This is a genomic window from Saccharothrix sp. S26 (assembly GCF_021390395.1).
In the GTDB taxonomy this organism is placed as follows: Bacteria; Actinomycetota; Actinomycetes; order Mycobacteriales; family Pseudonocardiaceae; genus Actinosynnema.
The window spans coordinates 83,113-108,324 of sequence record NZ_JAJUWT010000009.1 but is presented as its reverse complement, the minus strand read 5'-3'; the positions used below and the strand labels follow the sequence as shown (position 1 = coordinate 108,324).

Sequence of the window (25,212 nt, the reverse complement as noted above, 5' to 3'; positions counted from 1 at the left end):
CCCGGAAACTCTCGGCAACCCTTTTCGGGCATCGTTTCGGGAACAAGGTCGGTTATTCCACCGGAGCGGTCCTTCATCCCCGTGGGGTCGAATTCCCGCCGCGCGTCGCGTCGGATGAGGAACACCGGAAGGCCGCGGTGCCGCCGTCAGGAACCCGCCTTTCCCCCGGTGGAGTACTCGCCGGAAAACCACCCGCCGCCAGTAGCGGGCCGACCGCCCTTTTCGGGCGTAGTCGCGAATTCCCGACCGGAGTCGTGACCCTTGTGGCGCTTGTGGGAGGTGTGGTGCCGAACCGAGAATCTGTTGTCGGCCCACCCAGGCCCCGTCACTCTGACGGCGCCAGCCGCAGACCGAGCCGGAAGACTCGGCCTCCTCCCTCACCCCAGGTCCGCTGTTCGGCGGATCCGGACATTTCCCCGGAAGGACGCTCATGTCCTACAGACCCAACGCCCTGCTCCGCCTGGTGGCACCGGCGGTGCTCGCAGCGGGCGTCATGGTGCCGCTCTCCACGACCGCTTCCGCCGCGGGCCCGATCTGCCTCAGCGGCAACCTGCAGTTCGACTACCAGTCCGCCGAGGCGGGCCCGACCAAGCCGACGCTGACCAGGGCCGCCCGCAACGCCTCGGTCGAGCTCTGGGGCCGCGAGACGTCGACCGAGACCGACCACAAGCTCAACACCGGCACCCAGCTGACCGGTGGGGCCGACGGTTCGTTCAACCTCTGCCACACGCCGGTCACCACCACCGCGATGGACCACCTGTTCGTGCGCTTCGCCACGCGCAACAACCAGGTGTGGCGGGTCACCGACTCCTCCGGCACGGTCTACACCCACAACACGCCGACCCAGACCAACGTGTCGGCGAGCGTCGCGCTCGGCGTGGTCAAACCGACCACCGCCTCCCGCGCCTGGCACGCCTTCGACACGGTCAACCTGCTCTGGTCGCGCCGGGTCAACTCGACCACCCCGTGCTGGACGACCGCCGAGACGAACGCCGCGACCTGCACGACGCTGACGGTGCGATGGCAGACCGGTTCCACCTACGGCCCGGTGTACGACCTGTCGAACAACGTCTACCTCAGCGATGCCGACCCGGACTCCGAGCACACGGTGCTGCACGAAGCGGGTCACTTCTTCCAGCACCGGCTCTACAACGGCACGTGGCCGAACGTCACCAACTGCAACCCGCACTACATCGCGACGGCGTCGTCCGCCACCTGCGCCTGGACGGAGGGCTTCGCCGACTCGGTGGCGGCCTACCTGCTGGGCGACCAGCGCTACGTGTTCTCCGACGGCTCGTCCTACCCGTTCACCCACGCCGCGGGCTGGCAGACCGGCGACCACGTGCAGGGCAACGTGGACGGCGCGTTGCTGCGACTGTGGAACCAGGTGGACGGCAGCTGGGACCGCACCATCACCACCCTGGCCTCGCACGCGCCCTCGACCTTCGCCGACTGGTTCAAGAACGTCCGCCCGACGGCCGTGCCGCCGCTGTCCACCACCGGTGCCGCGCTGACCGCGCTGGACTCGTTCGCCATCAACTACGGCCCCACCGTGGTCGGTGACAACGCCTACCATGCGCTCAGCAACGGCGGCGGCGTCGCCCTCCAGCGCGGCGGGACGTGCAGCGGGAGCGTCCCATCGGTGGCCGAGTTCGCCGCGCTGGACACGTCCCGGGCCTCGCAGCGCTGGAAGTTCGTCGCCAACGGCGACGGCACCGCGCGGATCTTCGACAGCTGCCTGGTCCCGCTCTACCTGACCGCGCCGACCACCGCCGGCGGCCAGATCTCGTTGCAGCCCCTCTACCTGGGTGGTGCCAACCAGCGCTGGCAGGTCACGCAGAACTCCGTGGGCACGTACACCCTGACCAACGCGGCCAACGGCTTCTCGCTGGACGGCAACGCGACCGCGGGCCAGGCGGTCACCGCCAACACCGCTTCCGCCACTTCGACCAGCCAGAAGTGGGCCTCGGTCTTCTCCATCTCCTGATCGCCGCGGCCGAAGGCCAGTCCGCGCACCGCACGGCCTGGCCTTCGGGCCTGCCCGGGTCCGCGTCACGCCATCCAGCGCCCGACCGCGAAATAGGCGGTGAACAGGCCGAAGAACGCCAGGTTGAGCACCAGCAGGACTTGTTGCCACCGCGGGTTCCTGGCCAGCAGGGCGTAGGCGACGGCGACGGGAAAGGCGCCGGCGAGGTGTCGGCCGACCGACGACAGCGGCTCCACCGGCCCGGCGGACATGCTGACCGTCATGAGGAAGACGGCGACGGCGAACAGCAGGTGGTCGGGCGGGAGCCGCTTCCACGTCAGGCCGAGTGCGAGCAGCGGCAGGAGCAGGAACAGCAGCTCCCACAGCGAGTCGGTGTCGTTGTTCGGGCTGTTGGAGCGCAGGACGTTGCCGATCGCCTGGATGATCGGCTCCCACGGCCAGTGCGGGCTGCGGTGCCAGTAGTCGTGCTGCCAGCGGGAGAAGGCCAGCGGGTCGTCCCACCGCAGCCACAGGTAGGCCACGTAGGCCAGCAGCCCCAGCGGGACGATCGCGGCCGACCCGACGATCTTGAGCTTGGTGCCCGGCTCGCGCCGGGTGAGCAGGTCGCGCCACCCGAAGCGGTGCACCAGCGCCACGGCGAACACGATGACGATCAGCACGCCGTTGGGCCGGGTCAGCGTGGCCACCGCGCCGAGCGCGCCGGCGAGCAGCCAGCGCTCGCGGCGCACGAGCAGGAACACCGCCAGCGTCAACGGCACGAACAGCGCCTCGGCGTAGCCGGCGGCGAAGGTGACCGAGAACGGGCTGAACGCCAGGAAGAACACCGACCACCGGGCGGTGTGCGTGCCGAAGTGCTCGGCGACCAGCTTGTACAACAGCCACAAGGCGACCAGCGCCAGCACGTTGGCCAGCACGAGACCGACGTAGTAGGCGTGCCAGTACGTGCGGCCGAACGGGACCGACAGCCACCCGAGCAGCTTGGGCCACAACGGGAAGAAGACCACCGCCTCCGGGAACTCCGTGCGCACCCCGTCCGGCGGCCACACCACCGGCTGCCTCGGGTCCCAGTAGCCGTGCGAGGCGATCTGGAGGTAGTACCCGATGTCGAACCGGTGCCACTGCTTGGCACACTCGCGCAGCTGCGACAGGCACTGGAAGCCGCCGGGCCGGGCGACCGACACGATGGTGATCACCACCATCGCCACCCGGCTCAGCAGGAAGATCCACAGCGCTTCGCGCCACGCGGACCACCGGAGGGGATCCTTGCCGACCGGGGCGGAGCCCGGCGGAGTCGCGGTCGTGCTGGGTGACACCTGATCGAGCACTGGAATCCTGCTCACTGTCGACCGTCGGCGGTTCTCCCGCCGAGAAGCGGACCAAGGTCGACCGTCTTACCAGCAAGCGCGTCGGCGAGACCTTTTCGACGGGCGCACTTCACTCGAACAGGGCACGTATTCCACTCGACTCAACAGAACAAATGGTCACCGCCGTGACGCGATGTCGTTCGCGCTACGCCGAGGGCTGCTCCGGCATCTCCACCGGTGCGCCGTCGTGCTCACCGCCGTTGCACACCAAGGAATCGTTCTCCCCGGTGGGCAGCGGGACACCTCCGCCCAGGAAGCACGCCAGCACCGTGACTTTCTGCGGTTGCGCCATCGCAGCACCCGCGGCGCCTCCGAGCGCGCCCGAGGTCAATGCGACTGTCGCCAGCACGGTCGCCATCCGTCGCTTCATGTCGGCTCCTCGTTCCGTTGCGCCTGCGCGGTCGACCCCGGTTTCCCGGCAGAACCGCGACATCCACCGACTTCACCCCTATGAGCGACAACGCGCCGATCCCACCGGCGTCGGGTCACGGCAGGACGATCGCCAGCACGTAGCGGGCCGGGTCGGGGCCGGGGCAGCGCCACCGGGAGCTGCCCCAGAGCCGGAAGCGCAGGCAGTCGCCGGCCCGGGCCGCGTGCGCGGTGCCGTCGACGGTGAGCTCCACCGCGCCTTCCAGGATCCACGCGTGGTGCTCCAAGCCGGGCACGGGGGAGCCCTCGTAGGCGATGTCCGCGCCGGGGCGCAGGGTGACCTCGATGACCTCGCCGCGCATCCCGGCCGAGGGCGGCGACACGGACCTGCGGGTCATGCCGGCGTCGTCGTCCCGCCACACGGACTGCCGATCGGCCGGCACCAGCGGTGAGGCCGCCGGTTCCACTTCGGCCAGCAGCCGTGACATCGTCAGCTCGTAGGTCGCGCACAGCCTGGCCAGCACCGCCGTCGTGGGGCTGATCTCCGCGCGTTCCAACCGGGACAGCGTCGACCGGCTGACACCCGACCGGTGGGACAGCTCCTCCAGCGACCACGCCCGTTCGGCGCGCAGCTCGGCGAGCCGGGCGGCCAGGCGCAGCTCCAGCCGGTTGTCGTGGCCGGCGCCACCTTCATTGTGTCCCATATCGGGGATAGTATCCCCGATATGGGACACCAGGACGCGTTGTCGGGCACGCCGGCCGTGCTCGCGCTGACGATCGAACCCGACGACCTCACCCGCGGTCCGGTCCGGGACCTGATCACCGAGCACCTCGCCGACATGTACGCGACCTCACCCGCCGAGAGCGTGCACGCCCTGGACCACGCGGGACTGCGCGAGCCCGGGGTGTCGCTCTGGACGGCGTGGAGCGACGGCGTGCTGCTCGGGTGCGCCGCGCTGAAGGAGCTCTCCCCGGACGAGGGCGAGATCAAGGCGATGCGGACCCGGCCGGAGGCGCGCGGCCGGGGCGTGGCCGCGCGCGTGCTCGCGTTCCTGGTCGAGGAGGCCCGCCGGCGCGGCTACCGCAGGCTCAGCCTGGAGACCGGCACCCAGGACTTCTTCGCCCCGGCCCGCCGCCTCTACGCCCGCCACGGCTTCGTGCCCTGCCCGCCGTTCGCCGACTACCGCCCGGACCCGACGAGCGAGTTCATGACGCTCGACCTCACCGCCACGCCGTCCACCCGAGCCTGACCCGCTGCGTCCGCGTCGATCCGCGTGCGTGCGCGGGCCGGTAAATGCCCTGCGGGTTCGGCGGTGACCTGTTTGGATCACGGACGTGGCACTCGACCTCGTCCACCCCCCGAAAGCCCGACCGGGAGACCGCATCGCGGTGCTCTCGCCGTCGTTCGCGGCCGCCGGGGCGTTCCCCGCGGTGCACGAGCAGGCGATGCGGCGGCTCACCGAGGTGACCGGCCTCGTCCCGGTCGAGTACCCGACGACGCGGGACGTCGGCGCGAGCCCGGCGGCACGGGCGGCGGACGTCAACGCGGCCTTCGCCGACCCCCGGATCCGCGCGATCCTGGCCGTCGTCGGCGGCGACGACCAGATCACCGTGATCCCCCACCTGGACGCCGACCTCGCCCGGGCCGACCCCAAGCCGTTCCTGGGCACCAGCGACAACACCAACCTGCACCACTGGCTGTGGGCCAACGGCATCGCCGGCTTCTACGGCGGCTCGTCCCAGGTCCACCTCGGCCCCGGACCGCGCGTGGACGACATCCACGCCAGGTCGCTGCGGGCCGCCCTGCTGACCGGCGAGCGGCTGGAGATCACCGATCCCGGCGAGTCGGAGGACGTCGGGGTCGACTGGGCCGATCCACGCGCGCTGGAGGCGTTCGGCGAACGCGAGGCGACCGAGCCGTGGAGCTGGCACGGGCCCGCCCGGTCGGTGACCGGTCGTGCCTGGGGCGGCTGCCTCGAGGTGATCGAATGGATCCTGACGGCGGGACGGTTCCCGTCGTCGTCGCGCGTCCTGCGAGGCGGCGTGCTCCTGCTCGAGACCTCCGAGGAACACCTCCCGGCGCGCAACGTCGGCTGGATCGTCCGCTCGCTCGGTGAACGCGGGATCCTCGGCGAGGTCGACGCGGTCCTGGTGGCCCGGCCGCCGGTGTCCGACCTGACCCGACGACCGCCCGCTGCGCAGCGGGCGCGGTTGCGCGCCGAACAGCGCGACGCGGTGGTCGAGGTGGTGAGCCGCTACAACCCGGAGGCGGTCGTCTGCGTCGGCGTTCCGTTCGGGCACACCAGGCCGCAGTGGATCCTCCCGCACGGCGGCTTCATCACCGTCGACGGCGTCGAGCGCCGGGTCTTCGCCGACTACGCCTGACGGATCGCCCTCCTCGGCTACTCCCGCGCGACCGATCGCGGTACGCCGAATGCGGAGACATCCGGGTGAAATCGCATGCGACCACCAGGTGGAATGACCCGCGCCGGTACGGCGGTCCCGCCGGGTGCTGCGCTGTCGGAATGCTCGTGCGCCGCAGGAGGGTGACGAGACGCCCCTTCATCGAGGCAGATCCTTAGCGTGCCTGGGGTCCGGTCGACGACGACCGGGCACCGGCACTGCGAAACGAGGCATCATCATGCGAAGACGTGTGGTCACCTGGTCGGCGACGGGCGCACTCGTCGCAGCGACCCTGGCGGTTCCCGCGGCGGCCGCCGATCCCGCTCCCGCCGCCACGTCGACGTTGACGAAGTCCGTCAGCGGCGTGTCCGCACCGGCCGATCACGGCGCCACCGCCACCTGGGTCGTGGCCTACGACAACAACGGCACCGGCACCGGGCCCGCGACCATCACCGACGCGGTCGGCCCCGGCCAGTCCTACGTGACGGGTTCGCTGGACGTGCCGCCGGGGTGGACGCCGTCGTGGTCCACCGACGGCAGCACCTTCCAGGCCACCGAACCGGCGTCCGGCGTCGTCGCGGTCCGCGCGCAGAACCCGGTCGCCGGGCCGGACGGGACGTCGCTGTCGGGCCTGCTGACGCCGCCGGTGCAGGCGAGCACCACGGCGACCGGGGGCGACGGGTTCACCCCGCTGCTGCACCGCACGCCCACCGGCGCGCTCCAGTCCTGGAACATCTACCACCACGCCGCCCCGGCCACGCCGAAGGTGGTGTGCATCGACCTGGCCTCCGGGCAGACGTGCGCGGGCGGGCCGTGGCCCAAGCCGCTCAACACCACCCCCGGGCCGTTGGGCAGCGGCGCGACCGGTGACATCAGCAGCCCGATGGCGCACCAGTACTTCCGCGACCCCGCCGCGCCGTCCCAGGTCCTGTACACCGCCGCGACCACCTCGTCGGTCGGTGTCGGCTGCCTCGACCTCGCCGCCGGGGCGAACTGCGGCTACTGGCCCCTGGCCACCCCCGGTGGCATCTCGGGCGCGAACAACACGGCCGGCTTCGTCGAGGTCGGCGGCAACCTCTACGGCCTGGCCGGCACGGGCGCGGTCCTGTGCTGGAACGTCGCCACCCGCACCGCGTGCCCCGGCCAGCCGTACGCGCCGATCGTCCCGCCCAGCGGCGACCAGCCCGGCAACCCGTGGTTCTACGGCGCGATGACCGTCGTGGCGGGCAAGGTGTTCGCCTCCTCGTCACGGCCCGGCACCGGCAGCCAAGCGGCCATGGGCTGCTTCGACCCCGCCACCTCCACGGCCTGCGCGGGGTGGGCCTCGCCGCGACCCATCGGTGCGGCCGGCAACTACACCTACAACGCGTACACCGCCTACAGCACCACGGGCGCGCAGGTCGGCGCCTGCTCCACCCTGACCGGGTCCTCGCCGGGCGTGACGACCTGCTACGCCCTGGACGGCTCGCCCCTGCCCGCCCCGTCCTCGGCGGCCGGGCTGCCCGCCGGCGTGATCGCGTTCAACCCCGAGGTGATCACCGACCCGAACGGCCACATCCGCAGCTACCTCGCGATCTGGGGCGGCCCCTACGCCGGCGCGGCGATCTGCCACGACTGGACCACCGCGTCGACGTGCGCGGGCCTGCCCAACCCGATCACCCACCCGACCGTCAACGGCGGCGTCACGCGCGACTACGGCTACACCTACGACCCCCCGACCGGCTGCATGATCGGCCTCGGTGACGCGGGCGTGCTGTTCTCCATGGACCCGCTCACCGGCGCGTCGCCGTGCGTGCGCTCCGGCGGCCAGGTCTCGCTCACCCCGGGCGACTTCTACTGCGACGGTGCGTCCGGCCACGTGCGGGGGTACGGCTCCGCCCGGCTGGTCGGCGTCACGCCCGGCAACGTCGACTTCGGCGCGTCCCGCGTGACCGTGGTCGACCAGGACGGCGCGACCGTGGCCACCCCGGGGTTCGCGCCCGACGGCACGGTCGACCTCAGCGGCGTCTCGCCGGCCGCGCACCCGACGATCTCCGTCACCACCACGCTGGTGCTCAACAACGGCGCGGACTTCGGCGGCGGCAACCAGCCGAGGTTGGTCGTCGACTTCACCGGCGACCCGCCGCAGGTGTGCTTGCGCACCACGATCAGCGCCGACTGCGCCGTGGCCGACGTGGCGAACACCGCGACCGGCACCGACACCACCGGCGCGTTCAGCTCCAACACCGTGACCGTCCCCGTCGCACCGGGGGCCGCGTGCCAGCCGGTCGTGACGGTGGACAAGGAGATCTGCGCCTCGAAGACCGCGTCCCACTGCGGCCCCAACGGGTCCGGGCCGTGGGCCAAGAAGGCCCCGGTGGGTACGTTGGGCCTGCTCAACGCGACCGCCTACTGGCGGATCACGGTGACCAACCAGGGCCCGGTGGCCATCACCGGCGCGCGGGTCGTGGACTACGAGGAGCCCGCGTGCGAGGCGGCGGCCGGGACCTTCACCCTGCAACCGGGCGAGACCAAGCGGTTCTACTGCTCGACCTACGCCGTGCTGACCCTGTTCCCGATGACGAACCAGGCGAAGGCGAGCTACACGCCGCGCAATTCGCCCGCCAACACCCCGCCGTCCTACTCGGCGTGGTCCTCGGCGACCGCCTGCTCCCTGCTCTGCCTGCTGGGCTGAGCCGAGCGGCCCGGTGGGACGGACCACCGCCCCACCGGGCCCGCGCCCGGTCCCGGCCGCCTCGGCGACCGGTCAGACCGTCACCACCTGCCCGGCCGGCACGATGACGACCGGGCAGGTGGCGTGCTCCAGGCAGTGCCGGATGACGGACCCGAGCACGGTGACGCCGCCCCGGTTGTAGCCGTGGCGGCCGAGCACCAGGCTGTCGGCTTCCCCGGCCAGTTCCACCAACGCGGGACCGGGCTCCCCGTCGAGCACCGAGCGCTCCACGCGCACGCTCCCGTTGGACCCGATGCCCGCCAAGGCGTCCTCGACGGCACGCCGCCGGGCGCTGTGGAAGAGGTCCGTGCTGCCACCCGGGGTCCGCAAGCCGCACACCGACGCCGCGATCACGACCCCGCCGTCCCGCGTGTGCCGCAACGCCCACTCCAAGGCGGCTCTCCCCGCCGCCGAGTTGTCCACACCGACGATGATCCGCTTGGCTTCCATCACGCCTCCTCGCGGGAGGGCGCCACCGACGGGCACCCGCCGAACAACTACCGGAATCGTGGGACCGCCGCGCATTCCTGTCGAGGACGGTCGGCGATATTTACGCCATTTTTAGGTCTCGGTCGGACGTCACGTTAAAAGGTTACTTACTTCTCCTTTGGGCGGCGGAACCACGATTTTCGCGGCGTGCCCGACCCGGTGGCACCCGAATGTCCGGAAAGGCGGCCCGAACGGCGCAACGTGGGCCGTTCGGGTGTACTCGGGGAGCTGTTCGCCCGACCGCGGGTGTCGGTCATCGCTCACGCGGGTGGCGTATCGCGGGCCGTCCGCCGGCTTTGCGACATCGGCTCGATAAGCGCCGTCATGCCGAGCAGTACTCGCTTGGTCGCGTTGTCGTGCGTTATTCATCACGGCCGGGAACGGCGCCGGTGCGCGTATGCGAAAGGTGCTCGGCTGCACCAACGGGTGACTCGGAGCGTGGCCGGGGCCCAGGTTCACAGCGGGCCGTGAGCGGTGGAGTGCAAGTTCACCCGTTCGGATGAGGGAGGGGGCCTAACCGGACGATGGTCAACGGCGACACCTATAGGCAAAGGGCCAACCCCCGGAGGCGACCGTGAACGCTGAAGAGACCGATGTCGTGCTCGACTCCCTGCCCGACGCGGTCGTGGCCGCGATGGAGGTGCGCGACGCGTGGCGCAAGCGCAAGGGACAACAGGACGGGCTGGAGTTCCTGATCTCCGACCTGGCGCGGTGGCGGCCGGGAACGGCGGTCCGCGTCGCGTTCCTCGACGGTGACGACGCGTTGCACAAGGACGTCGCGGACGCCACCCGGCAGATCACCGACGCGTGCAACCTCCGCCTCGACTTCGGCGAGTCGGGCGGGAAGTACCGGCGGTGGAAGACCACGGACACCGCCTACGCGGCCGAGATCCGGGTCAGCTTCGACAAAGGCGGTTTCTGGTCGCTCGTCGGCACCGACAGCACCGACAGCACGATCAGCGACCCGCTCAACGGCATCGGCGGCGGACCCGGCCAGCGCAGCCTCAACCTCGGCGGGTTCGCCACGCACAGGCCCGACCGCTGGCAGGGCACCGTCCGCCACGAGTTCCTGCACGCGCTCGCCTTCCACCACGCCCACCAGAACCTGCGCGGAACGTGCGAGCAGGAGTTCCGCTGGGAGGACGACCCCGGCTACGTGCCCACCCGCGACGACCGCGGCGTGTTCGTCCCCGACGCGCAGGGCCGCCGGCCCGGGATCTACACCTACCTCGGCGGCCCGCCGAACAACTGGCCGCGCAACAAGGTCGACCACAACCTGCGCACCGTCGAGTCGCCGGACGTGATCGCGGGCCCGTTCGACCCGAAGTCGGTCATGCTCTACCGGTTCCAGCCGTTCTTCTACAAGAGCGACCCGAGCGCGTGCGCCCCGACCGGCGACGGGCTCAACCTCTCCGATGGGGACAAGCGCGGCCTCGACCTGCTCTACCCCCACACCGAGGCCGAACTCCACCGCCTGGGCGAGCGGGCCACGACGGCACTGGAGACCCTGACCGGCGAAGAGTCCACCGCCAACCGCTCGGTGTTCGAGCAACGCGTCATCGACCTCCTCGGCGAGTGGTGACCCGGACGGGATGTGGCCGCCGTGGTGCTGACCGCCGACCAGTACACGCAGCTCGCCGACCTGGTCCTGGACCACGTGGGTGAGCCGCCGTTCCCCGGGACCGTCCGCGGCCTGTTCGGGCCCGAGGTGCTGCCCCGCGCGCCCGCCAACGCCGACAGCTACTCCAAGGTGCGGTTCTGGCTCGACCAAGCGCCGGCGCAGCCCACCCCGGAGCTGCTCATCGCCGTGGTGGAGACGGTCGACCCGGCCGGGGAACTGGCCGAGGTGCACCTGAGTACCATCCCGGGTCTGCGTGACGGGACGATCGAGTGGCCGGCGGCCTCGACCGACGACGTCGGGATGCCCGAAGGCTCGCCGTTCGCCGACCGGGACGCCCTGCGCCGGGCCATGACCCGAGATCGCTCGGGGCGACGGTCCTCCGGTCGCCACGACCGACGGCCCGACCGGGTACGGCAAGCGCACCATGGCGGAGTACATCGCCTCCCGCGCGCGGTGGCACGGCCACTACCGGCCGCTGGTCGAGCAGCTCGAACGGCACGACGACCCCCGGTACGTCGACTACCTGGCGGCGCAGCTGCGGACCAGGCTGGGCATCACGCGGTGGGCGACGTGAGGGGCGCGGACACCGCGCTGCGCGACGCCATCGCCACCGCGCTGGACCGCGACCGCTCCGTCGACGTCGACCTGGCGGAGCTCGCGGTCGAGGTCCGCGCCGGGCAGGAGGACTCCTCCGGCATGGCCAGGGCTGCTCGATGGGCGGTGCGCGCCTGCGACCTGCTCGGCGACCCGACGCGCGCGGTGGGTGTGCTCACCGACGCGGTCGGGTGGCTGCACGCGTTCGGTGAGCCGGCCGGCGACCTCGGCCACCACCTCGCCACCCGGTTCGGCGAGCTGGGCCGCGCGCAGCTGGTGGCCGCCCCGAACCTCGTCCTGCACGTGGCGGGCACCGAGGAGGAGTCGGTGATCCACCACGCCGCGGCCGAGGTCGGCGACCAGACCCCAGGCGACACCGGGGTGTTCATCGCGGACCCGTACGCGGTGGCCAAGGTGTTGGCGCAGATTTCCGGTGACGCGGAACCCGCGCTGGCAAGGCTCGCCGACGAGGTGGGCTTGCCCGGCCGGCGGTCGGACCTCGTGGGGCCGGCACGGCAGGTCGTGCGCACCGGGCGCACCGGCCGCGCCATCGCGATCGGCCTCGACCAGGCCGTCGCCGGCGTCGACATGCCGCGCCTGGTCCTCGACACCCTCGTCCGCGCCCCCGACGTCAGGAGGACGCCATGACCTTCGCCCACCTCAGCCCCCAGGCCCTCGCCGAGGTCCGCGACGCGGCCATCGCCGCCGGGTTCGCCGACGACGAGCAGCTGAAGGTGCTGACCTCGACCATGTCGCCCGGCTTCGTCGCGGTGGCGGTACAAGGTGGCAACCGGCTGGCCCGCCTCATCTCGTTGCTCAACCGGATGAACGCCACCCGCGCCCTGGCGTCGGGCGAGGTGCCGATGTGGGAATGGCTCAACCAGGCCATCCCACTGGCCGGTGGCCTGCCCGAGGAGATGGTGTTCCGCCGCGCGCTGGAGATCGTCTCCCCGGACGGTGCCGCCCGGCCCGGCACCGTGCCCACCGACGTGCCGGGGCAGGTCTCCGGTGGGGTGGCCGCGCTGCCGGCCACCGACGGCGACCTCGAGGTCGTGATCGGGAAGGACGACACGCTCGCGGTCGACTTCCTGCACGTCGGGGTCGAGGTGGCGCGATCGGTGGCCAAGGTGGTCGTGCACCGGTACTTCGACGGCAAGCCGTCGACCGTGGCCGGAGGTGCTCCGGAGGTGGGGGACGGGACCGCCTGGATGATCGGGCCGGGGCTCCTGATCACCAACCACCACGTGGTCAACGCCCGGATCGGGCTGGACACCAAGATCGCGAGTGATGTCGACTTCGCCCTGCAGGGCCGGACCGCGAAGGCGGTGTTCGACTTCTACCGCCTGGACTCGGCCACGCACGAGACGTCATCGGTCGAGTGCGTGGCCGCGGACCGCGAGCTGGACTACGCGATCCTGCGCCTGGCCCCCGACCCGCCGCCCCGGCCACCGCTGCGGCTGCGCCCCGGCCCGCTGCTCAAACCACCGGACCGGGAACTGGAGGAGCGGGTCAACGTGCTCCAACACCCCGGCGGCAACCCGATGCGGCTGGGTTTCCGCAACAACTACGTCGTCACCGGCACCGCCGACCACCTCAGCTACCTCACCGACACCTCCGGCGGCTCCTCCGGCTCCCCGATCTGCGACGACGCCTGGTCGGTCGTCGCACTGCACCGCGGCTGGCAGGTCATCCCCGGCGGCCCGCTGACCGTGCGCGGCCAACAGGTCAAGCAGGAGAACTACGGCACGCCGATCGGCAGGATCCTCGACCACCTCGCCGCGAACCACCCCGCGCTGCACGCCGAAGTGCTGGCCGGCCAGTCGTGAACGCGGCCCCGACCGCCTGGCTTCCGCTCCCGGGCCGGCCCACGGTGCTGCGGTGAGCCGGTCGAGGAGTCGACCGGCTCACCGCCGTCCGGGCCGGGAGTACCGGCTTACCCGAGGGTCCACCGCTGGTTGCCCTGGCCGTTGCACGTCCACAGCCGGGCGGGGGAGCCGTTGGCGGTGGCCGAGTTCGCGACTTCCAGGCACAGCCCCGACTGGGCCGAGGTCACCGTGCCATCGGTGTTGAGCCGCCACTTCTGGTTGGCCCCGCCGTGGCACGACCAGATGATCACGGCCGTCCCCGCGGTCGAGCCCGCGCCCTCGGCGTCCAGGCACCGGGCCGTGCTCCCCGAGTACACCGTCAGCTCACCCGCCGCGGTGGAGGTCCACTGCTGGTTCGGGCCGCCCCAGCAGTCCCAGATCTGCAGCCGAGTGCCGAGCGTGGTGGTCTGGCCGGGCACGTCGAGGCACTTCCCGGCAGCCACCGCGCGCAGCACGCCGGTCTTGGCCCCACCGCCGCCGCCCGCGTCGAGACCGAGGAACGAGATCGCGTAGGCCAACATCCCCGCCTGCGGCAGGGTGTGGCCCGTGCCCGAGATGCTGATGCCCTCGACCGTCGCCCGGGTGCTCGTGTCGCCGTAACGGGTGCGCGTCCAGCTCGACTGCGGGTGGTCGGTGAACGACGGCGTCTGGCTCAGCCCGTTCAGGTTCGTCCACTGCTTGATCTCCTCGCCGAAGTTCGGGTAGGCGAGGGTCGTGTCGGTGGTGCCGTGCCACAGCTGCATCCGCGGGTAGCGGCCGGTGTAGCCGGGGTACATCGAACGGGCCTGCGCACCCCACTCCGCCGCGGACTTGACGACGTTCCCGCCGGCGCACTGGCTGTTCCACAGCGACCCGTTGCCGGTGGCGAAGCAGCCGGCCGGGACACCGGAGAACGCCGAACCCGCCGAGAAGACGTCCGGGTACTGCGCGGCCAGCACGTTGACCATCATCGCGCCCGACGAGAAGCCGCTGACCACGATCCGGGCCGGGTCGACGTTGTAGCGCTGCCGCGCCCACGAGACCATCGACATGATCCCGGTGGAGTCGCTGCCGCCGCCACGGGTGAGCGCCGCCTGCGTGGACACGTCGAAGCAGTGCCCCTCGCGGGTGGCCTCCGGCACGACGACGACGTACCCGTACCGGTCGGCGGCCGTCGCGAAGTCCCGGCCGTTGCCGTTGAAGATCGCGCCGGCCGATCCGCCGCAGTAGTGGACCAGGACCAGCAGCGCGGGCTGCGCCGCCACGTTGTCCGGCACGTAGGCGTACATGTTGAGGTTGGTGGGGTTGGCCCCGAAGTTCGTGACCCTGGTCAACGTGGCGGCCGACGCCGGACCGGCCGTCACGAGCGCCGTGCCGACGATGAGCGGCAACAGCAACACCGCCGCGGCCAAGGCGCGCAACATTCGTCTCATCGATTACTCCCTGGTGGCACGTGGACGCCGGCACGCGGTCGTCGGGAGGCGGCCCGGCCGCCCCGCGGAAAAGTCCGAAGTGGACTGTGATGGTCGGGTGAGGTCATACCCAGCCCCGTTCGCACGCGATCACGCCCAGTTGGAAGCGCGAACGCACGCCCAGCGCGTTCTGCAGGCGGGTGATCCGCCGATGCACGGTGCGGACGCTGACGCCCAACTCCCTGGCGATGGCCTCGTCGATCGCCCCGGTGCGCATGAGCCGCAGCAGGTGCCGTGTCGCGTCCGTGGGCTCCGGCTCCACGTCGTCCACGTCGGACGACATGGTCAGCTCCGCCCGCTCGAACCTGGTCATGGTTGTCATGGACCGCTCCACAGCGTCGTGGCACCCCCATCGGTGACGTCCAAGGGCGAGCGTCGGACCGGATGGGTCTGACTCTCTGCGGCCGATGACCCGACCGCCTCCGACGCACAATGACAGCGGTCGCACGTCGCCGAAGTCAAGGGATGCGCAGGTACTACTTGCGAACCTCCCGACCGGCCGGGCCGGCACGACGTGTCGACGCGGCCGTCGAGGGTCCGGGTCGAGGCATCCGCCACCCGGATGAGTAGTACTCATCCGACTGCGCGGCGGTCGGTACCGGTTTCGACGGCACGCCGCTGGTCGACCGGACGCGCGCGATCCCGCGACACCGTTGCCCGGCGGGGGATCGTCGACCTCGTCACCGCGCGGGTGACGTGCACGTGCGCGCGAAGTGTCCGGTCACCCAGCGGTCGAGTAAATCCGCCGAATGCGCTAGTCGCCCTTTTCCGGCAGGTCGCGGATTGGCGAGTTGTGGACATGCCGGCGACCTTGACCCCCCGGAAAACGCGTCATTAGTTTGTTTACCCGACAGACGAATCCTGTGATCAGCGGCGCTGCCCGCGGTCCGGTGGGAGGCCTCAATGACGAGATCGTCCAGGCACGGCCGGAGACGGTGGTCGATCACCGCGGTCGTGGTGGCCCTGCTGGGGTCGCTGGTCACGCTGACCGCACCGGCCCAGGCCCACCCGGGCCACGGCGACGAGACGTTCAAGGCCCTCGTCTTCACCAAGACCGCGGGATTCCGCCACCCGTCGATCGACACCGGTGTCGCCGCGATCCGCCAACTCGGCGTCGAGCACGGCTTCACCGTGGACGCCACCGCGGACGCCGGCGCGTTCACCGACACCAACCTCGCCCAGTACGAGGTCGTGGTGTTCCTCTCCACCACCGGCGACGTCCTCGACGCCACCCAGCAGGCCGCGTTCGAGCGCTACATCGAGGCAGGCGGCGGGTTCGCGGGCGTGCACGCCGCCGCCGACACCGAGTACGACTGGGCCTGGTACGGCGACCTGGTGGGCGCGTACTTCGCGGGTCACCCCGAACCGCAGAACGCGACCGTGAAGGTCACCGACCCGGCGCACCCGTCCACCGCGCACCTGCCGCGGACCTGGCGACGCGCCGACGAGTGGTACAACTACCGCGCCGACCCGTCCGCCGACGTGCACGTGCTGGCCGAGCTGGACGAGACCAGCTACACCGGCGGCACGATGGGGTCGAGCCACCCGATCGCCTGGTGCCAGGACTACCGCGGCGGGCGCTCCTGGTACACGGGCCTGGGCCACGGCGACGACTCCTACGCCGAACCGGCGTTCCTGCAACACCTGCTCAAGGGCATCCAGACCGCGGCCGGTGCGGTCGACGCCGACTGCACGGCCACCCGCACCAACGCCTACGAGAAGGTCACCCTCGACGACACCACCGCCAACCCGATGGAGCTCGCGATCGCCGACGACGGCCGCGTGTTCTACATCGACCGCAACGGCGCGATCCGCATCGTCCGGCGCGACGGCGCGGTGGTCACCGCGGGCACGCTGAACGTCTACACCGGACAGGAGTTCGGCCTGCTCGGCATCGCGCTCGACCCGGGCTTCGCCACCAACAACCAGCTCTACCTGTACTACTCGCCCGCGGGCGCGGAGGCCGTCGACCGGGTCTCGCGGTTCACGCTGCAAGGTGACGTGATCGTGCCCGGCAGCGAGAAGGTGCTGCTGACCGTCACGACCCAGCGGGAGCAGTGCTGCCACGCGGGTGGCGCGCTGGAGTTCGACAACGACGGCAACCTCTACATCACCACCGGTGACAACACGAACCCGTTCGCCTCGGACGGCTACTCGCCGCTCGACGAGCGCGCCGGCCGTGCCGCCTGGGACTCGCAGCGCTCCGCGGCCAACAGCGCCAACCTCAACGGCAAGATCCTGCGCATCACCCCGCAGCCCGACGGCACCTACACCGTCCCGGCGGGCAACATGTTCCCGCCGGGCACGGCCAAGACCCGGCCCGAGATCTTCGCCATGGGCTTCCGCAACCCGTTCCGCATCGGCCTCGACCCGCTGACCAACAAGCTCCAGGTCGCCGACTACGGCCCCGACGCGGGTCAGAGCGACCCCCGGCGCGGTCCGGACGGCCGCGTCGAGTGGAACATCGTCGACCGCCCCGGCTTCTACGGCTGGCCGTACTGCGTCGGCGACAACACCCCGTACGTCGACTACGACTTCGCCACCGGCGCGTCCGGCCAGCAGTTCGACTGCGCGCACCCCGTCAACAACTCGCCCAACAACACCGGGATCACCGAGCTGCCCGCCGCCATCGGCACGAAGATCTGGCAGGGCAAGACCAGCACCGGCAACCCCGAGATCGGCGGCAGCGGCGCGCCGATGGCGGGCGGCACCTACCGGTACGACCCCGACCTGGCCTCCGAGCACAAGTGGCCCGCCTACTGGGACGGCAAGGCGATCTGGGGCGACTGGAACGACAACAGGCTGTTCTCCCTCCAGCTCGACGAGGCGGGCACGGGCGTCACCGACATCAGCCGGATGCTGCCGGGGATGCCGTTCAACCGGCCGCACGCCATGCAGTTCGGCCCGGACGGCTCGCTCTACCTGATCGAGTGGGGCTCCGGGTTCGGCGGCAACAACGCCGACAGCGGCGTCTACCGCATCGACTACGTGCGCGGGGACCGGAGCCCGGTCGCCGTCGCCAAGGCCGACAAGACCTCCGGGCACGCGCCGCTGACCGTGCGGTTCGACTCGGCCGGGTCACGCGACCCCGACGGCGACCCGTTGACCTTCGCCTGGGACTTCGACGGCGACGGCACCACCGACAGCACCGAGACCGCGCCGAGCCACACCTACACGGCCAACGGCGACTACACCGCCCGGCTCACCGTCACCGACCAGGGCGGCAGGTCCGCGGTCGCCAACGTGTCGATCGTGGTCGGCAACACCCCGCCCGTGGTCACGCTGACCGCGCCGGCGAACGGCGGCTTCATCGACTTCGGCGACCAGGTCTCCTACCGCGTCACGGTCACCGACGCCGAGGACGGCACGGTCGACTGCCAGAACGTGGTCGTGCAGCCCGCGTTGGGCCACGACGAGCACTCCCACGGCTACGAGCAGTACCGCGGCTGCGAGGGCCTGGCGCTGATGTCCGGCGACGAGGGCCACGTGGGCGCGAACATCTTCGGCGTCCTCACCGCGAAGTACACCGACAAGGGCGGCGACGGCGCGTCCCCGCTGACCGGCGAGTCGATCCTGGTGCTGCAACCCAAGCACAAGGAGGCCGAGTTTCACACCGGGACCGGCCGCACCGCGGACGGCGTCGGCGACGACGCGGCGGGCGTGCAGGAGGAGGACACCACCGACACCGGCGGCGGCCGCAACATCGGGTTCATCACCGACGGCGACTGGTTCTCGCTGCGCCCGGCCACGCTCCAGGGCATCGACCAGGTGCGGTTCCGCGTGGCCTCGGGGTCGCAGGGCGGTCGGATCGAGGTCCGCGTCGGCGCGCCGGACGGCCCGCTCGCGGGCACGGCGACGTTCGCCGGCACGGGCGGTTGGCAGAACTGGACCACCGTCACCGCCGACATCGCCGACGACGTCCCGGCCTCCTCCGAGCTGTACTTCGTCACCCGCAGGCCGCAGGGCAGCACCACCACCAGCTACCTGGCCAACGTCAACTGGCTGGAGTTCGCCGGTCGTGGCGTCACGCACAACCAGCGGCCCGCGGTGGAGGCGTCGGCGAGCACCACGTCCGGCACCGCGCCGCTGAAGGTCGACTTCACCGCGTCCGCCACCGACCCCGACGGCGACACCCCGATCGGCTACAGCTGGGTGTTCGGCGACGGCGGCACGGCCACGGGCGCTACGGTCAGCCACACCTACACCGCGGCGGGCACGTTCAACGCCAAGGTCACCGCGACCGACTCCCGCGGCGCGAGCGCGACGAAGACCGTCAAGATCACCGTCCGCGCACCCGACGTCACCTGCTTCGCCGGTCGCTCGGACGACTTCCTCGGCACGGCGCTCGACCGCGACCGGTGGACCACCGTGGTGCGGGAGAACCAGGACCTCGCGGTGCGCGACGGCCACCTGGTGCTGCCGACCGCGCCGTCCGACATCTACGGCACCACCAACACGACGCCCAACATCGTGCTCCAGGACCTGCCGTCCGGACCGTTCCAGGCCACGGCCAAGGTGCGGTTGCCCGCGCGGCGCGCCTACCAGCAGGCCGGTCTGGTGATCTACGGCGACGACGACAACTACGCGAAGATGGTGCTCGAAGGCCGGTCGGACTCCGACGACGCGGCGAACCGGATCTTCCAGTTCATCCGCGAGGAGGCCGGGCAGCCCAACGAGGTCGGCGACTCGAACACCGCGCCGCTGGGCGCGGCCTACCCCGACACCGTGTGGGTCCGGTTCACCAGCGACGGCCAGAACCTGACCGCGTCCTACAGCGCGGACGGCCAGGCGTTCACCGACATGCCGCAGACCAAGTCGCTGGCGGGCCTGGTGAACCCGAAGGTCGGCCTGCTCTCGCTCGTGGGCGGTGGCGGCGACCGCCCGGTGGTCGACGCCGAGTTCGACTGGTTCACCCTCACCCCCGACGACACCGCGTCGGTGGAACCGAACGACGACTTCGCCGGCACGGCGCTGGACGGGTGCCGCTGGAACGCGGTGGTCCGGCCCGACCCCACCCGCTACGGCGTGGCCGACGGCAGCCTGCGCATCGACACCAGCGACGGCGACATCTACGGCGGCTCGGCCGACGCCCCGGCCAACTTCATCCTCCAGCGCGCACCCGAGGGCGACTGGGTGATCGAGACCGAGGTCGACGCGTCCGCGCTCGACGAGCGCTACCAGCAGGCGGGGCTGATCGCCTACGTCGACGACGCCAACTACGTCAAGCTCGACCACATCGCCACCAACGAGGCGGGCACGCCCGTCCAGCGCGGGGTGGAGCTGCGGTCGGAGAGCGGTGACGTGGTGGGCCAGCCGCAGCCCGGGGTCGGCGGCCTGACCGGTGGCGTGTGGCACCTGAGGTTGGCCAAGTCCGGCTCCACCTACACCGGCTCCTACAGCGCGGACGGGCGGACCTGGACGTCGTTGGAACCGGTGGTCAACGCGAACCTGACCGGGGCCCGGATCGGCCTGTTCGCCCTCGGCGGCGGCCAGACCGCGGCCAAGCCCGCCCAGTTCAACCACTTCCGGGTGAGCACGGACCACACGGCGCCGACGTTGTCGGTGGTCACCGACCCCGCCGCGCCGGGTGCGAGCGGGTGGTGGACCGCTCCGGTGACCGTCACCGCCTCCGCGACCGACGACGGCAGCGGCCCGGTGCGCGTCGAGTACCGGGTGGGTGACGGCGCCTGGGCGCAGTACACGACGCCCCTGTCGTTCGCCGACGACGGTGCACGGGTGGTCGCGTTCCGCGCGTCCGACGCCGCGGGCAACGTCTCCGCGGAGAAGACGGTGACCGTGCGGGTCGACCGCACCGCGCCGCGCCTCACCGTGAAGACGGACAACGCGCCGGGGCCCGAGGGCTGGTGGACGCAGCGGGCACTGGTGTCCGCGACCGCCACCGACGACGCGTCCGGCGGCCCGGTGCTGGAGCACCGGCTCGACGGCGGCCCGTGGCGGCCCTACACCGGCGCGGTGCCCGTGGGCGACGGCCGCCACCGGGTCTCCGTGCGGGCGACCGACGCGGCGGGCAACACCTCCGCCGAGCAGTCGGTCGACGTGAAGGTCGACACCGCCCCACCGGTCACGAAGGCCAAGCGCGGCTCGTCGGCCTCCCGCGTCCAGCTCACCGCCTCCGACGCCACCTCCGGCGTGGCCCGCACGGAGTACCGCATCTCCGGCGGCAAGTGGCAGGTCCACCGGGGCGAGGAGATCCGGGTCCAGCCGAACGGCAAGCAGTACGTGGAGTACCGGTCGATCGACGTGGCGGGCAACGTCGAGGCCACCGGCCGGTACACGCCCCGACCTGGCCGGGACGACACCTTGCAGGACATCTGACGGGCGCGGGTGAGACCGACCCCGGTCTCACCCGCCCCAGGCCCAACCCACCCTCACCTCGCCCGGCTTGCCACCCCCCGCGACCTGCCCGCCCCACCCCGCCTGACGCACCCGACCCACCCGCTCAGGCCGTCTCACCCTGCCCGGGTTCGCTCGCCCACGTCCCCCTGTCCGAAACCGAGGAGTGCCATGAGGAACGGGCCGACTCGTCCGCGCGCGGGCGGATCGACCGCGGACCACGTCACGGTCCGCAGGCACAACCTCTCCGTCGTCCTGTCGCACCTGCGCGACCACGGGCCGCGCTCACGGGCGCGGTTGGCCGAGGAGACGGGGTTGAACAAGACCACCGTGTCCAGCCTGGTCGCCGAGCTCGTCGACCGCGGCCTGGTGGGGGAGGGCGAGACCGAGCGGGCCACCGTCGGGCGGCCCGGTCAGATCATCCGGCTCGACGGCGAGCACGTCGTCGCGGTCGGCGCCGAGGTCAACGTCGGCTACCTGTCGGTGCTCGTGCTCAACCTGCGCGGTCAGGTGGTGACGCGGCAGCGCATCGCGCTGGACACCGCCGCGATGGACCCGGCGCTGGTGCTGTCCCGCCTGGCCCGGCTGCTCGACACCGCGCTGCTCGGCGTCGGGGTCCACCCGGTCGGCGTCGCCATCGCCGTGCCCGGCCTGGTCGAGGCCGACACCGGCGTGGTGCGCGCCGCACCCAACCTGGGCTGGACCGACGTCCCGGTGGTCGCCGAGATCAACCGGCTGCTCGGCGAGCCGCCGTACCCGGTCCTGCTGGACAACGAGGCCAACCTCGCCGCGCTGGCCGAGGTGGAGGCGCAGGGGCTGGACCGCGACGGCGACCTCATCCTGGTCACCGGCGCGGCCGGGATAGGCAGCGGCATCGTGGTGGGCGGACGGTTGTTACGGGGCGCGCGGGGCTTCGCCGGCGAGGCCGGGCACATGCGCGTCCGCGAGGGCGGACCGCAGTGCGCGTGCGGCCACACCGGCTGCTGGGAAGCCGCCGTGGGCCTCAACGCGCTGCTCGCCGCCGTTCCCGGGCACGAGCCGCCGCACACGTCGGCGCACGACCCGGAACAGGACCCGCTGCCCGACCTGGAACGACGGCTCGCCGAGATCGGCGACCGGGCCGCGGCGGGCGACGCGCGGGTGCTGGACGCCATCGCCGAGGTCGACCGGTGGCTCAGCGTCGGCGCGGGCATCCTGGTCACCGTCTTCAACCCGCACGTGCTGGTCCTGGGCGGCTACTTCGCCGCGCTGCGACCGTGGATCGCCGGTTCCCTGCGCGACGAGCTGCGCGGCCACGTCTTCGCCCGCGACGGCGGCGGCACGCGGGTCGCGTTCTCACCCCTGGGTTTCTCCGGCTCCGTGCGCGGCGGGGCGTCGCAGGTCCTCGACCGCGTGTTCCGCGACCCCGTCCTCGTCGAGCCCGTCGACAAGCCCCTGGCACAGGAGGAAACCGTATGACGACCACGACAGCGCCGCTGCTGTCCGTCCGGGGCGTGGTCAAGCGCTTCCCCGGCGTGACGGCCCTGGGCGGGGTCGACTTCGACGTGCGCGCCGGCGAAGTGCACTGCCTGCTCGGCCAGAACGGCGCGGGCAAGTCGACGTTGATCAAGGTGCTGGCCGGCGCGCACCGCCCGGACGAGGGCGAGATCCGGTGGCAGGGCGAGGTCGTGTCGTTCGACAACCCGACCGCCGCGATGCGCAGCGGCGTGGCCGCCATCTACCAGGAGCTCGACCTGGTGGCCGGGCTGTCCGTGGCCGACAACGTCTTCCTCGGCCACGAGCTGTCCACGGCCGGGTTCACCCGCCGCGCGGAGGCGCACCGCCGCACCAAGGCACTGCTCGACCGGCTCGGCCACCCCGACATCCCACCCGACCGCGACGTCGGCCGGCTGTCCGCGGCCAACCAGCAGATCGTCAGCATGGCCCGCGCCCTGTCCCGCGACGGACGGCTGCTGATCATGGACGAGCCGTCGGCCGTGCTCGACCAGGACGAGGTGCGCACGCTGTTCCGCGTCATCCGGGAGCTGACCGCGCAGGGCGTGGCGATCGTCTACATCTCGCACCGGATGGAGGAGATCCGCGAGATCGGTGACCGGGTGACCGTGCTGAAGGACGGCCGCACGGTGGCCACCGGGCTGCCCGCCCGCGAGACCCGCACCCCCGACCTGATCAGGCTCATGACCGGCCGTGACGTGGCCTACGACTTCCCGCCGCGCGTGCCGGTCGACCCGTCCGCGCCCGACGTGCTGGTGGTGCGGGGACTGGCCGCCGGCGGCCGGTTCTCCGGCGTGGACCTCACCGTCCGGGCGGGCGAGGTCGTCGGGCTCGCCGGTCTGGTCGGGTCGGGCCGCTCGGAGATCCTCGAAGCCGTCTACGGCGCGCGCAAGCCGACCGACGGCACCGTCGAGGTGGACGGCAGGCGGCTGCGGCGCGGCAGCGTCGGCGCGGCCGTGCGCGCCGGGGTCGGGCTGTGCCCTGAGGAGCGCAAGAGCCAGGGGCTGCTGCTCGACCAGGCCGTGTACCGCAACATCACCGTGTCCACGTTGTCGGCGTTCGCCCGCTTCGGCTTCCTCGACAACGGCGCGGAGCGCGCCCGCTCGCAGGAGTTGACCACGGCGCTGGACGTCCGACCACCGGGCGTGGACCGGGCGGTGCGCACCCTGTCCGGCGGCAACCAGCAGAAGGTCGTGCTGGCGCGGTGGTTGCTGCGCGAGTGCCGCGTGCTGCTGCTCGACGAGCCGACCCGGGGCGTCGACGTCGGGGCGCGCAGCGAGATCTACCAGCTGATCCGCGACCTGGCCGCGCGGGGCGTGGCCGTGGTGGTCGTGTCCAGCGAGGTCGACGAGGTGCTCGGCCTGGCCGACCGGGTGCTGGTGGTGCGCGAAGGACGGGTCGTCCACGAGGGACCGGCCGGCGAGATCGACGAATCCCGGGTCCTCGACCTGGTCATGGAAGGAACCGCCGCATGAACGGGAAGACCGCCGCGACCACCGCGGACCGGCCGCCGACCGCGAACCACGCCAAGCGCGGCGTCACCGCGCTGCTCGGGTCCGCCGCCGGCCGCAACACCGGCCTCGTCGTCGCCCTGGTGCTGCTGTGCCTGGTCGGCGTGGCCACCGCGGGCGACCGCTTCGCCGACGTCGACAACGTGCTCACCATCCTGCGCCTGGCCGCCGTGATCGGCGTGGTCAGCATCGGCATGACGTTCGTGATCACCGGCGGCGGCATCGACCTGTCCGTCGGCGCGATCGTCGCGCTGTCCTCGGTCTGGGCCACGACCCTGGCCACGCAGTCCATGGCCAACGACACCCACTGGCTGGTGGTCGTGTTCGCCGCGCTCGCCGTCGGCGCGGGCTGCGGCTTGGTCAACGGCCTGCTCATCGCTTACGGGCGGATCGTGGCGTTCATCGCGACGCTGGCCATGCTCGCCGCCGCCCGCGGCCTGGCCGAGATCATCTCCAACCGCAAGACCCAGATCGTGGACGTGCCGGGCTTCACCGCGTTCTTCGACGCGTCGGTGCTCGGCGTGCCGGTGCTGGTGGTGATCTTCGCGGTGGTCGCGGTCGTCGGGTGGGTGGTGCTCAACCGCACCACGTTCGGGCGGCGGACGTTCGCCGTGGGCGGCAACCCCGAGGCCGCCCGGCTGGCCGGCATCGACGTGCGGCGGCACACCGTGCTGCTCTACACGCTGCTCGGTGTCTGCTGCGGCATCGCCGCGGTGATGCTCATCGCCCGCACCACCACCGGCAGCTCCACCCACGGCGGGCTGTACGAGCTGGATGCCATCGCGGCCGTGGTCATCGGCGGCACCCTGCTCTCCGGCGGTCGCGGCACCATCGCCGGCACCGTGTTCGGCGTCCTGATCTTCACGACGCTGTCGAACGTGTTCACCCTCAACAACCTGTCCATCTCCGCCCAGGCCGTCGCCAAGGGCGCGATCATCGTGGTCGCCGTCCTGCTCCAGCAACGGTTGGCCCGCCGCAGCGGGGCCTGACCCCCGAC

The 25,212-nt window shown here is 71.9% G+C and carries 18 protein-coding genes; 12 read left to right on the top strand and 6 right to left on the bottom strand.

Going from position 1 to position 25,212, the window contains the following annotated elements:
• Window positions 1-430 precede the first annotated feature (430 nt).
• Window positions 431-1,987, top strand: coding sequence for an RICIN domain-containing protein (locus LZG04_RS16210; protein ID WP_233817760.1), 1,557 nt, complete (start codon window positions 431-433; stop codon window positions 1,985-1,987).
• A gap of 65 nt (window positions 1,988-2,052) precedes the next feature.
• Here LZG04_RS16210 and LZG04_RS16205 read toward each other — a convergent pair whose 3' ends face one another.
• The 3 genes from LZG04_RS16205 to LZG04_RS16195 all read right to left on the bottom strand — a co-directional run bounded on the left by LZG04_RS16205 (window position 2,053) and on the right by LZG04_RS16195 (window position 4,424).
• Window positions 2,053-3,312, bottom strand: coding sequence for a glycosyltransferase family 39 protein (locus LZG04_RS16205; RefSeq protein WP_233817758.1), 1,260 nt, complete (start codon window positions 3,310-3,312; stop codon window positions 2,053-2,055).
• A gap of 184 nt (window positions 3,313-3,496) precedes the next feature.
• The gene (locus tag LZG04_RS16200) at window positions 3,497-3,721 is read right to left on the bottom strand and encodes a hypothetical protein (RefSeq protein WP_233817756.1); all 225 of its coding nucleotides are present in this window, start codon (window positions 3,719-3,721) and stop codon (window positions 3,497-3,499) included.
• 115 nt (window positions 3,722-3,836) lie between these two features.
• Window positions 3,837-4,424 (bottom strand): helix-turn-helix domain-containing protein, encoded by a 588-nt coding sequence (locus LZG04_RS16195; RefSeq protein ID WP_233817754.1) that lies wholly within the window; start codon window positions 4,422-4,424, stop codon window positions 3,837-3,839.
• A gap of 21 nt (window positions 4,425-4,445) precedes the next feature.
• On the opposite strand from LZG04_RS16195, the gene LZG04_RS16190 reads away from it, so the two are divergent.
• From LZG04_RS16190 to LZG04_RS16180, 3 genes are all read left to right on the top strand, one after another.
• Window positions 4,446-4,970: a GNAT family N-acetyltransferase gene (locus tag LZG04_RS16190; protein WP_233817752.1), complete on the top strand. Its 525-nt coding sequence runs from the start codon at window positions 4,446-4,448 to the stop codon at window positions 4,968-4,970.
• 85 nt (window positions 4,971-5,055) lie between these two features.
• The gene (locus tag LZG04_RS16185) at window positions 5,056-6,105 is read left to right on the top strand and encodes an LD-carboxypeptidase (RefSeq protein WP_233817750.1); all 1,050 of its coding nucleotides are present in this window, start codon (window positions 5,056-5,058) and stop codon (window positions 6,103-6,105) included.
• Window positions 6,106-6,361: 256 nt separating this feature from the next.
• Window positions 6,362-8,797: a hypothetical protein gene (locus tag LZG04_RS16180; RefSeq protein ID WP_233817748.1), complete on the top strand. Its 2,436-nt coding sequence runs from the start codon at window positions 6,362-6,364 to the stop codon at window positions 8,795-8,797.
• Window positions 8,798-8,869: 72 nt separating this feature from the next.
• On the opposite strand, the gene LZG04_RS16175 is transcribed toward LZG04_RS16180, so the two are convergent.
• A complete protein-coding gene (locus LZG04_RS16175; RefSeq protein ID WP_233817746.1) occupies window positions 8,870-9,286 on the bottom strand; it encodes a universal stress protein in 417 nt (138 codons plus the stop codon).
• 613 nt (window positions 9,287-9,899) lie between these two features.
• On the opposite strand from LZG04_RS16175, the gene LZG04_RS16170 reads away from it, so the two are divergent.
• The 4 genes from LZG04_RS16170 to LZG04_RS16155 all read left to right on the top strand — a co-directional run bounded on the left by LZG04_RS16170 (window position 9,900) and on the right by LZG04_RS16155 (window position 13,366).
• Complete coding sequence (locus LZG04_RS16170; protein ID WP_233817744.1) at window positions 9,900-10,907, top strand: hypothetical protein; 1,008 nt, start codon at window positions 9,900-9,902, stop codon at window positions 10,905-10,907.
• 463 nt (window positions 10,908-11,370) lie between these two features.
• Complete coding sequence (locus tag LZG04_RS16165) at window positions 11,371-11,520, top strand: hypothetical protein (RefSeq protein WP_233817742.1); 150 nt, start codon at window positions 11,371-11,373, stop codon at window positions 11,518-11,520.
• Entirely contained in the window at window positions 11,517-12,188 is a 672-nt protein-coding gene (locus LZG04_RS16160; protein ID WP_233817740.1) for a hypothetical protein, read from the top strand. Before LZG04_RS16165 ends, LZG04_RS16160 begins: the two co-directional genes overlap by 4 nt.
• Window positions 12,185-13,366 carry a trypsin-like peptidase domain-containing protein gene (locus LZG04_RS16155; RefSeq protein ID WP_233817739.1) on the top strand — a complete coding sequence of 394 codons (1,182 nt, stop codon included), beginning with the start codon at window positions 12,185-12,187 and terminating at the stop codon, window positions 13,364-13,366. Before LZG04_RS16160 ends, LZG04_RS16155 begins: the two co-directional genes overlap by 4 nt.
• Before the next feature lie 107 nt (window positions 13,367-13,473).
• On the opposite strand, the gene LZG04_RS16150 is transcribed toward LZG04_RS16155, so the two are convergent.
• On the bottom strand, window positions 13,474-14,817 hold the full coding sequence (locus tag LZG04_RS16150; RefSeq protein WP_233817737.1) for a PHB depolymerase family esterase: 1,344 nt from the start codon (window positions 14,815-14,817) through the stop codon (window positions 13,474-13,476).
• A gap of 103 nt (window positions 14,818-14,920) precedes the next feature.
• Window positions 14,921-15,178, bottom strand: coding sequence for a LuxR C-terminal-related transcriptional regulator (locus LZG04_RS16145; protein WP_233817735.1), 258 nt, complete (start codon window positions 15,176-15,178; stop codon window positions 14,921-14,923).
• A 581-nt stretch (window positions 15,179-15,759) separates the two neighbouring features.
• Between LZG04_RS16145 and LZG04_RS16140 the strand changes: the two genes are divergently transcribed.
• From LZG04_RS16140 to LZG04_RS16125, 4 genes are all read left to right on the top strand, one after another.
• Window positions 15,760-21,192 (top strand): ThuA domain-containing protein, encoded by a 5,433-nt coding sequence (locus LZG04_RS16140; protein ID WP_233817733.1) that lies wholly within the window; start codon window positions 15,760-15,762, stop codon window positions 21,190-21,192.
• 189 nt (window positions 21,193-21,381) lie between these two features.
• Complete coding sequence (locus tag LZG04_RS16135; protein WP_233817732.1) at window positions 21,382-22,668, top strand: ROK family transcriptional regulator; 1,287 nt, start codon at window positions 21,382-21,384, stop codon at window positions 22,666-22,668.
• Window positions 22,665-24,179: a sugar ABC transporter ATP-binding protein gene (locus LZG04_RS16130; protein WP_233817730.1), complete on the top strand. Its 1,515-nt coding sequence runs from the start codon at window positions 22,665-22,667 to the stop codon at window positions 24,177-24,179. Before LZG04_RS16135 ends, LZG04_RS16130 begins: the two co-directional genes overlap by 4 nt.
• Complete coding sequence (locus tag LZG04_RS16125; RefSeq protein WP_233817728.1) at window positions 24,176-25,204, top strand: ABC transporter permease; 1,029 nt, start codon at window positions 24,176-24,178, stop codon at window positions 25,202-25,204. Before LZG04_RS16130 ends, LZG04_RS16125 begins: the two co-directional genes overlap by 4 nt.
• The last annotated feature ends 8 nt before the right edge of the window (window positions 25,205-25,212 follow it).

Coding starts and splice junctions, on each gene's coding strand:
- LZG04_RS16145 (WP_233817735.1), bottom strand. CDS start 15,178: ATGACAACCATGACCAGGTTCGAGCGGGCGGAGCTGACCATGTCGTCC.
- LZG04_RS16200 (WP_233817756.1), bottom strand. CDS start 3,721: ATGAAGCGACGGATGGCGACCGTGCTGGCGACAGTCGCATTGACCTCG.
- LZG04_RS16165 (WP_233817742.1), top strand. CDS start 11,371: ATGGCGGAGTACATCGCCTCCCGCGCGCGGTGGCACGGCCACTACCGG.
- LZG04_RS16210 (WP_233817760.1), top strand. CDS start 431: ATGTCCTACAGACCCAACGCCCTGCTCCGCCTGGTGGCACCGGCGGTG.
- LZG04_RS16175 (WP_233817746.1), bottom strand. CDS start 9,286: ATGGAAGCCAAGCGGATCATCGTCGGTGTGGACAACTCGGCGGCGGGG.
- LZG04_RS16150 (WP_233817737.1), bottom strand. CDS start 14,817: ATGAGACGAATGTTGCGCGCCTTGGCCGCGGCGGTGTTGCTGTTGCCG.
- LZG04_RS16195 (WP_233817754.1), bottom strand. CDS start 4,424: ATGGGACACAATGAAGGTGGCGCCGGCCACGACAACCGGCTGGAGCTG.
- LZG04_RS16135 (WP_233817732.1), top strand. CDS start 21,382: ATGAGGAACGGGCCGACTCGTCCGCGCGCGGGCGGATCGACCGCGGAC.
- LZG04_RS16190 (WP_233817752.1), top strand. CDS start 4,446: ATGGGACACCAGGACGCGTTGTCGGGCACGCCGGCCGTGCTCGCGCTG.
- LZG04_RS16155 (WP_233817739.1), top strand. CDS start 12,185: ATGACCTTCGCCCACCTCAGCCCCCAGGCCCTCGCCGAGGTCCGCGAC.
- LZG04_RS16130 (WP_233817730.1), top strand. CDS start 22,665: ATGACGACCACGACAGCGCCGCTGCTGTCCGTCCGGGGCGTGGTCAAG.
- LZG04_RS16140 (WP_233817733.1), top strand. CDS start 15,760: ATGACGAGATCGTCCAGGCACGGCCGGAGACGGTGGTCGATCACCGCG.
- LZG04_RS16180 (WP_233817748.1), top strand. CDS start 6,362: ATGCGAAGACGTGTGGTCACCTGGTCGGCGACGGGCGCACTCGTCGCA.
- LZG04_RS16125 (WP_233817728.1), top strand. CDS start 24,176: ATGAACGGGAAGACCGCCGCGACCACCGCGGACCGGCCGCCGACCGCG.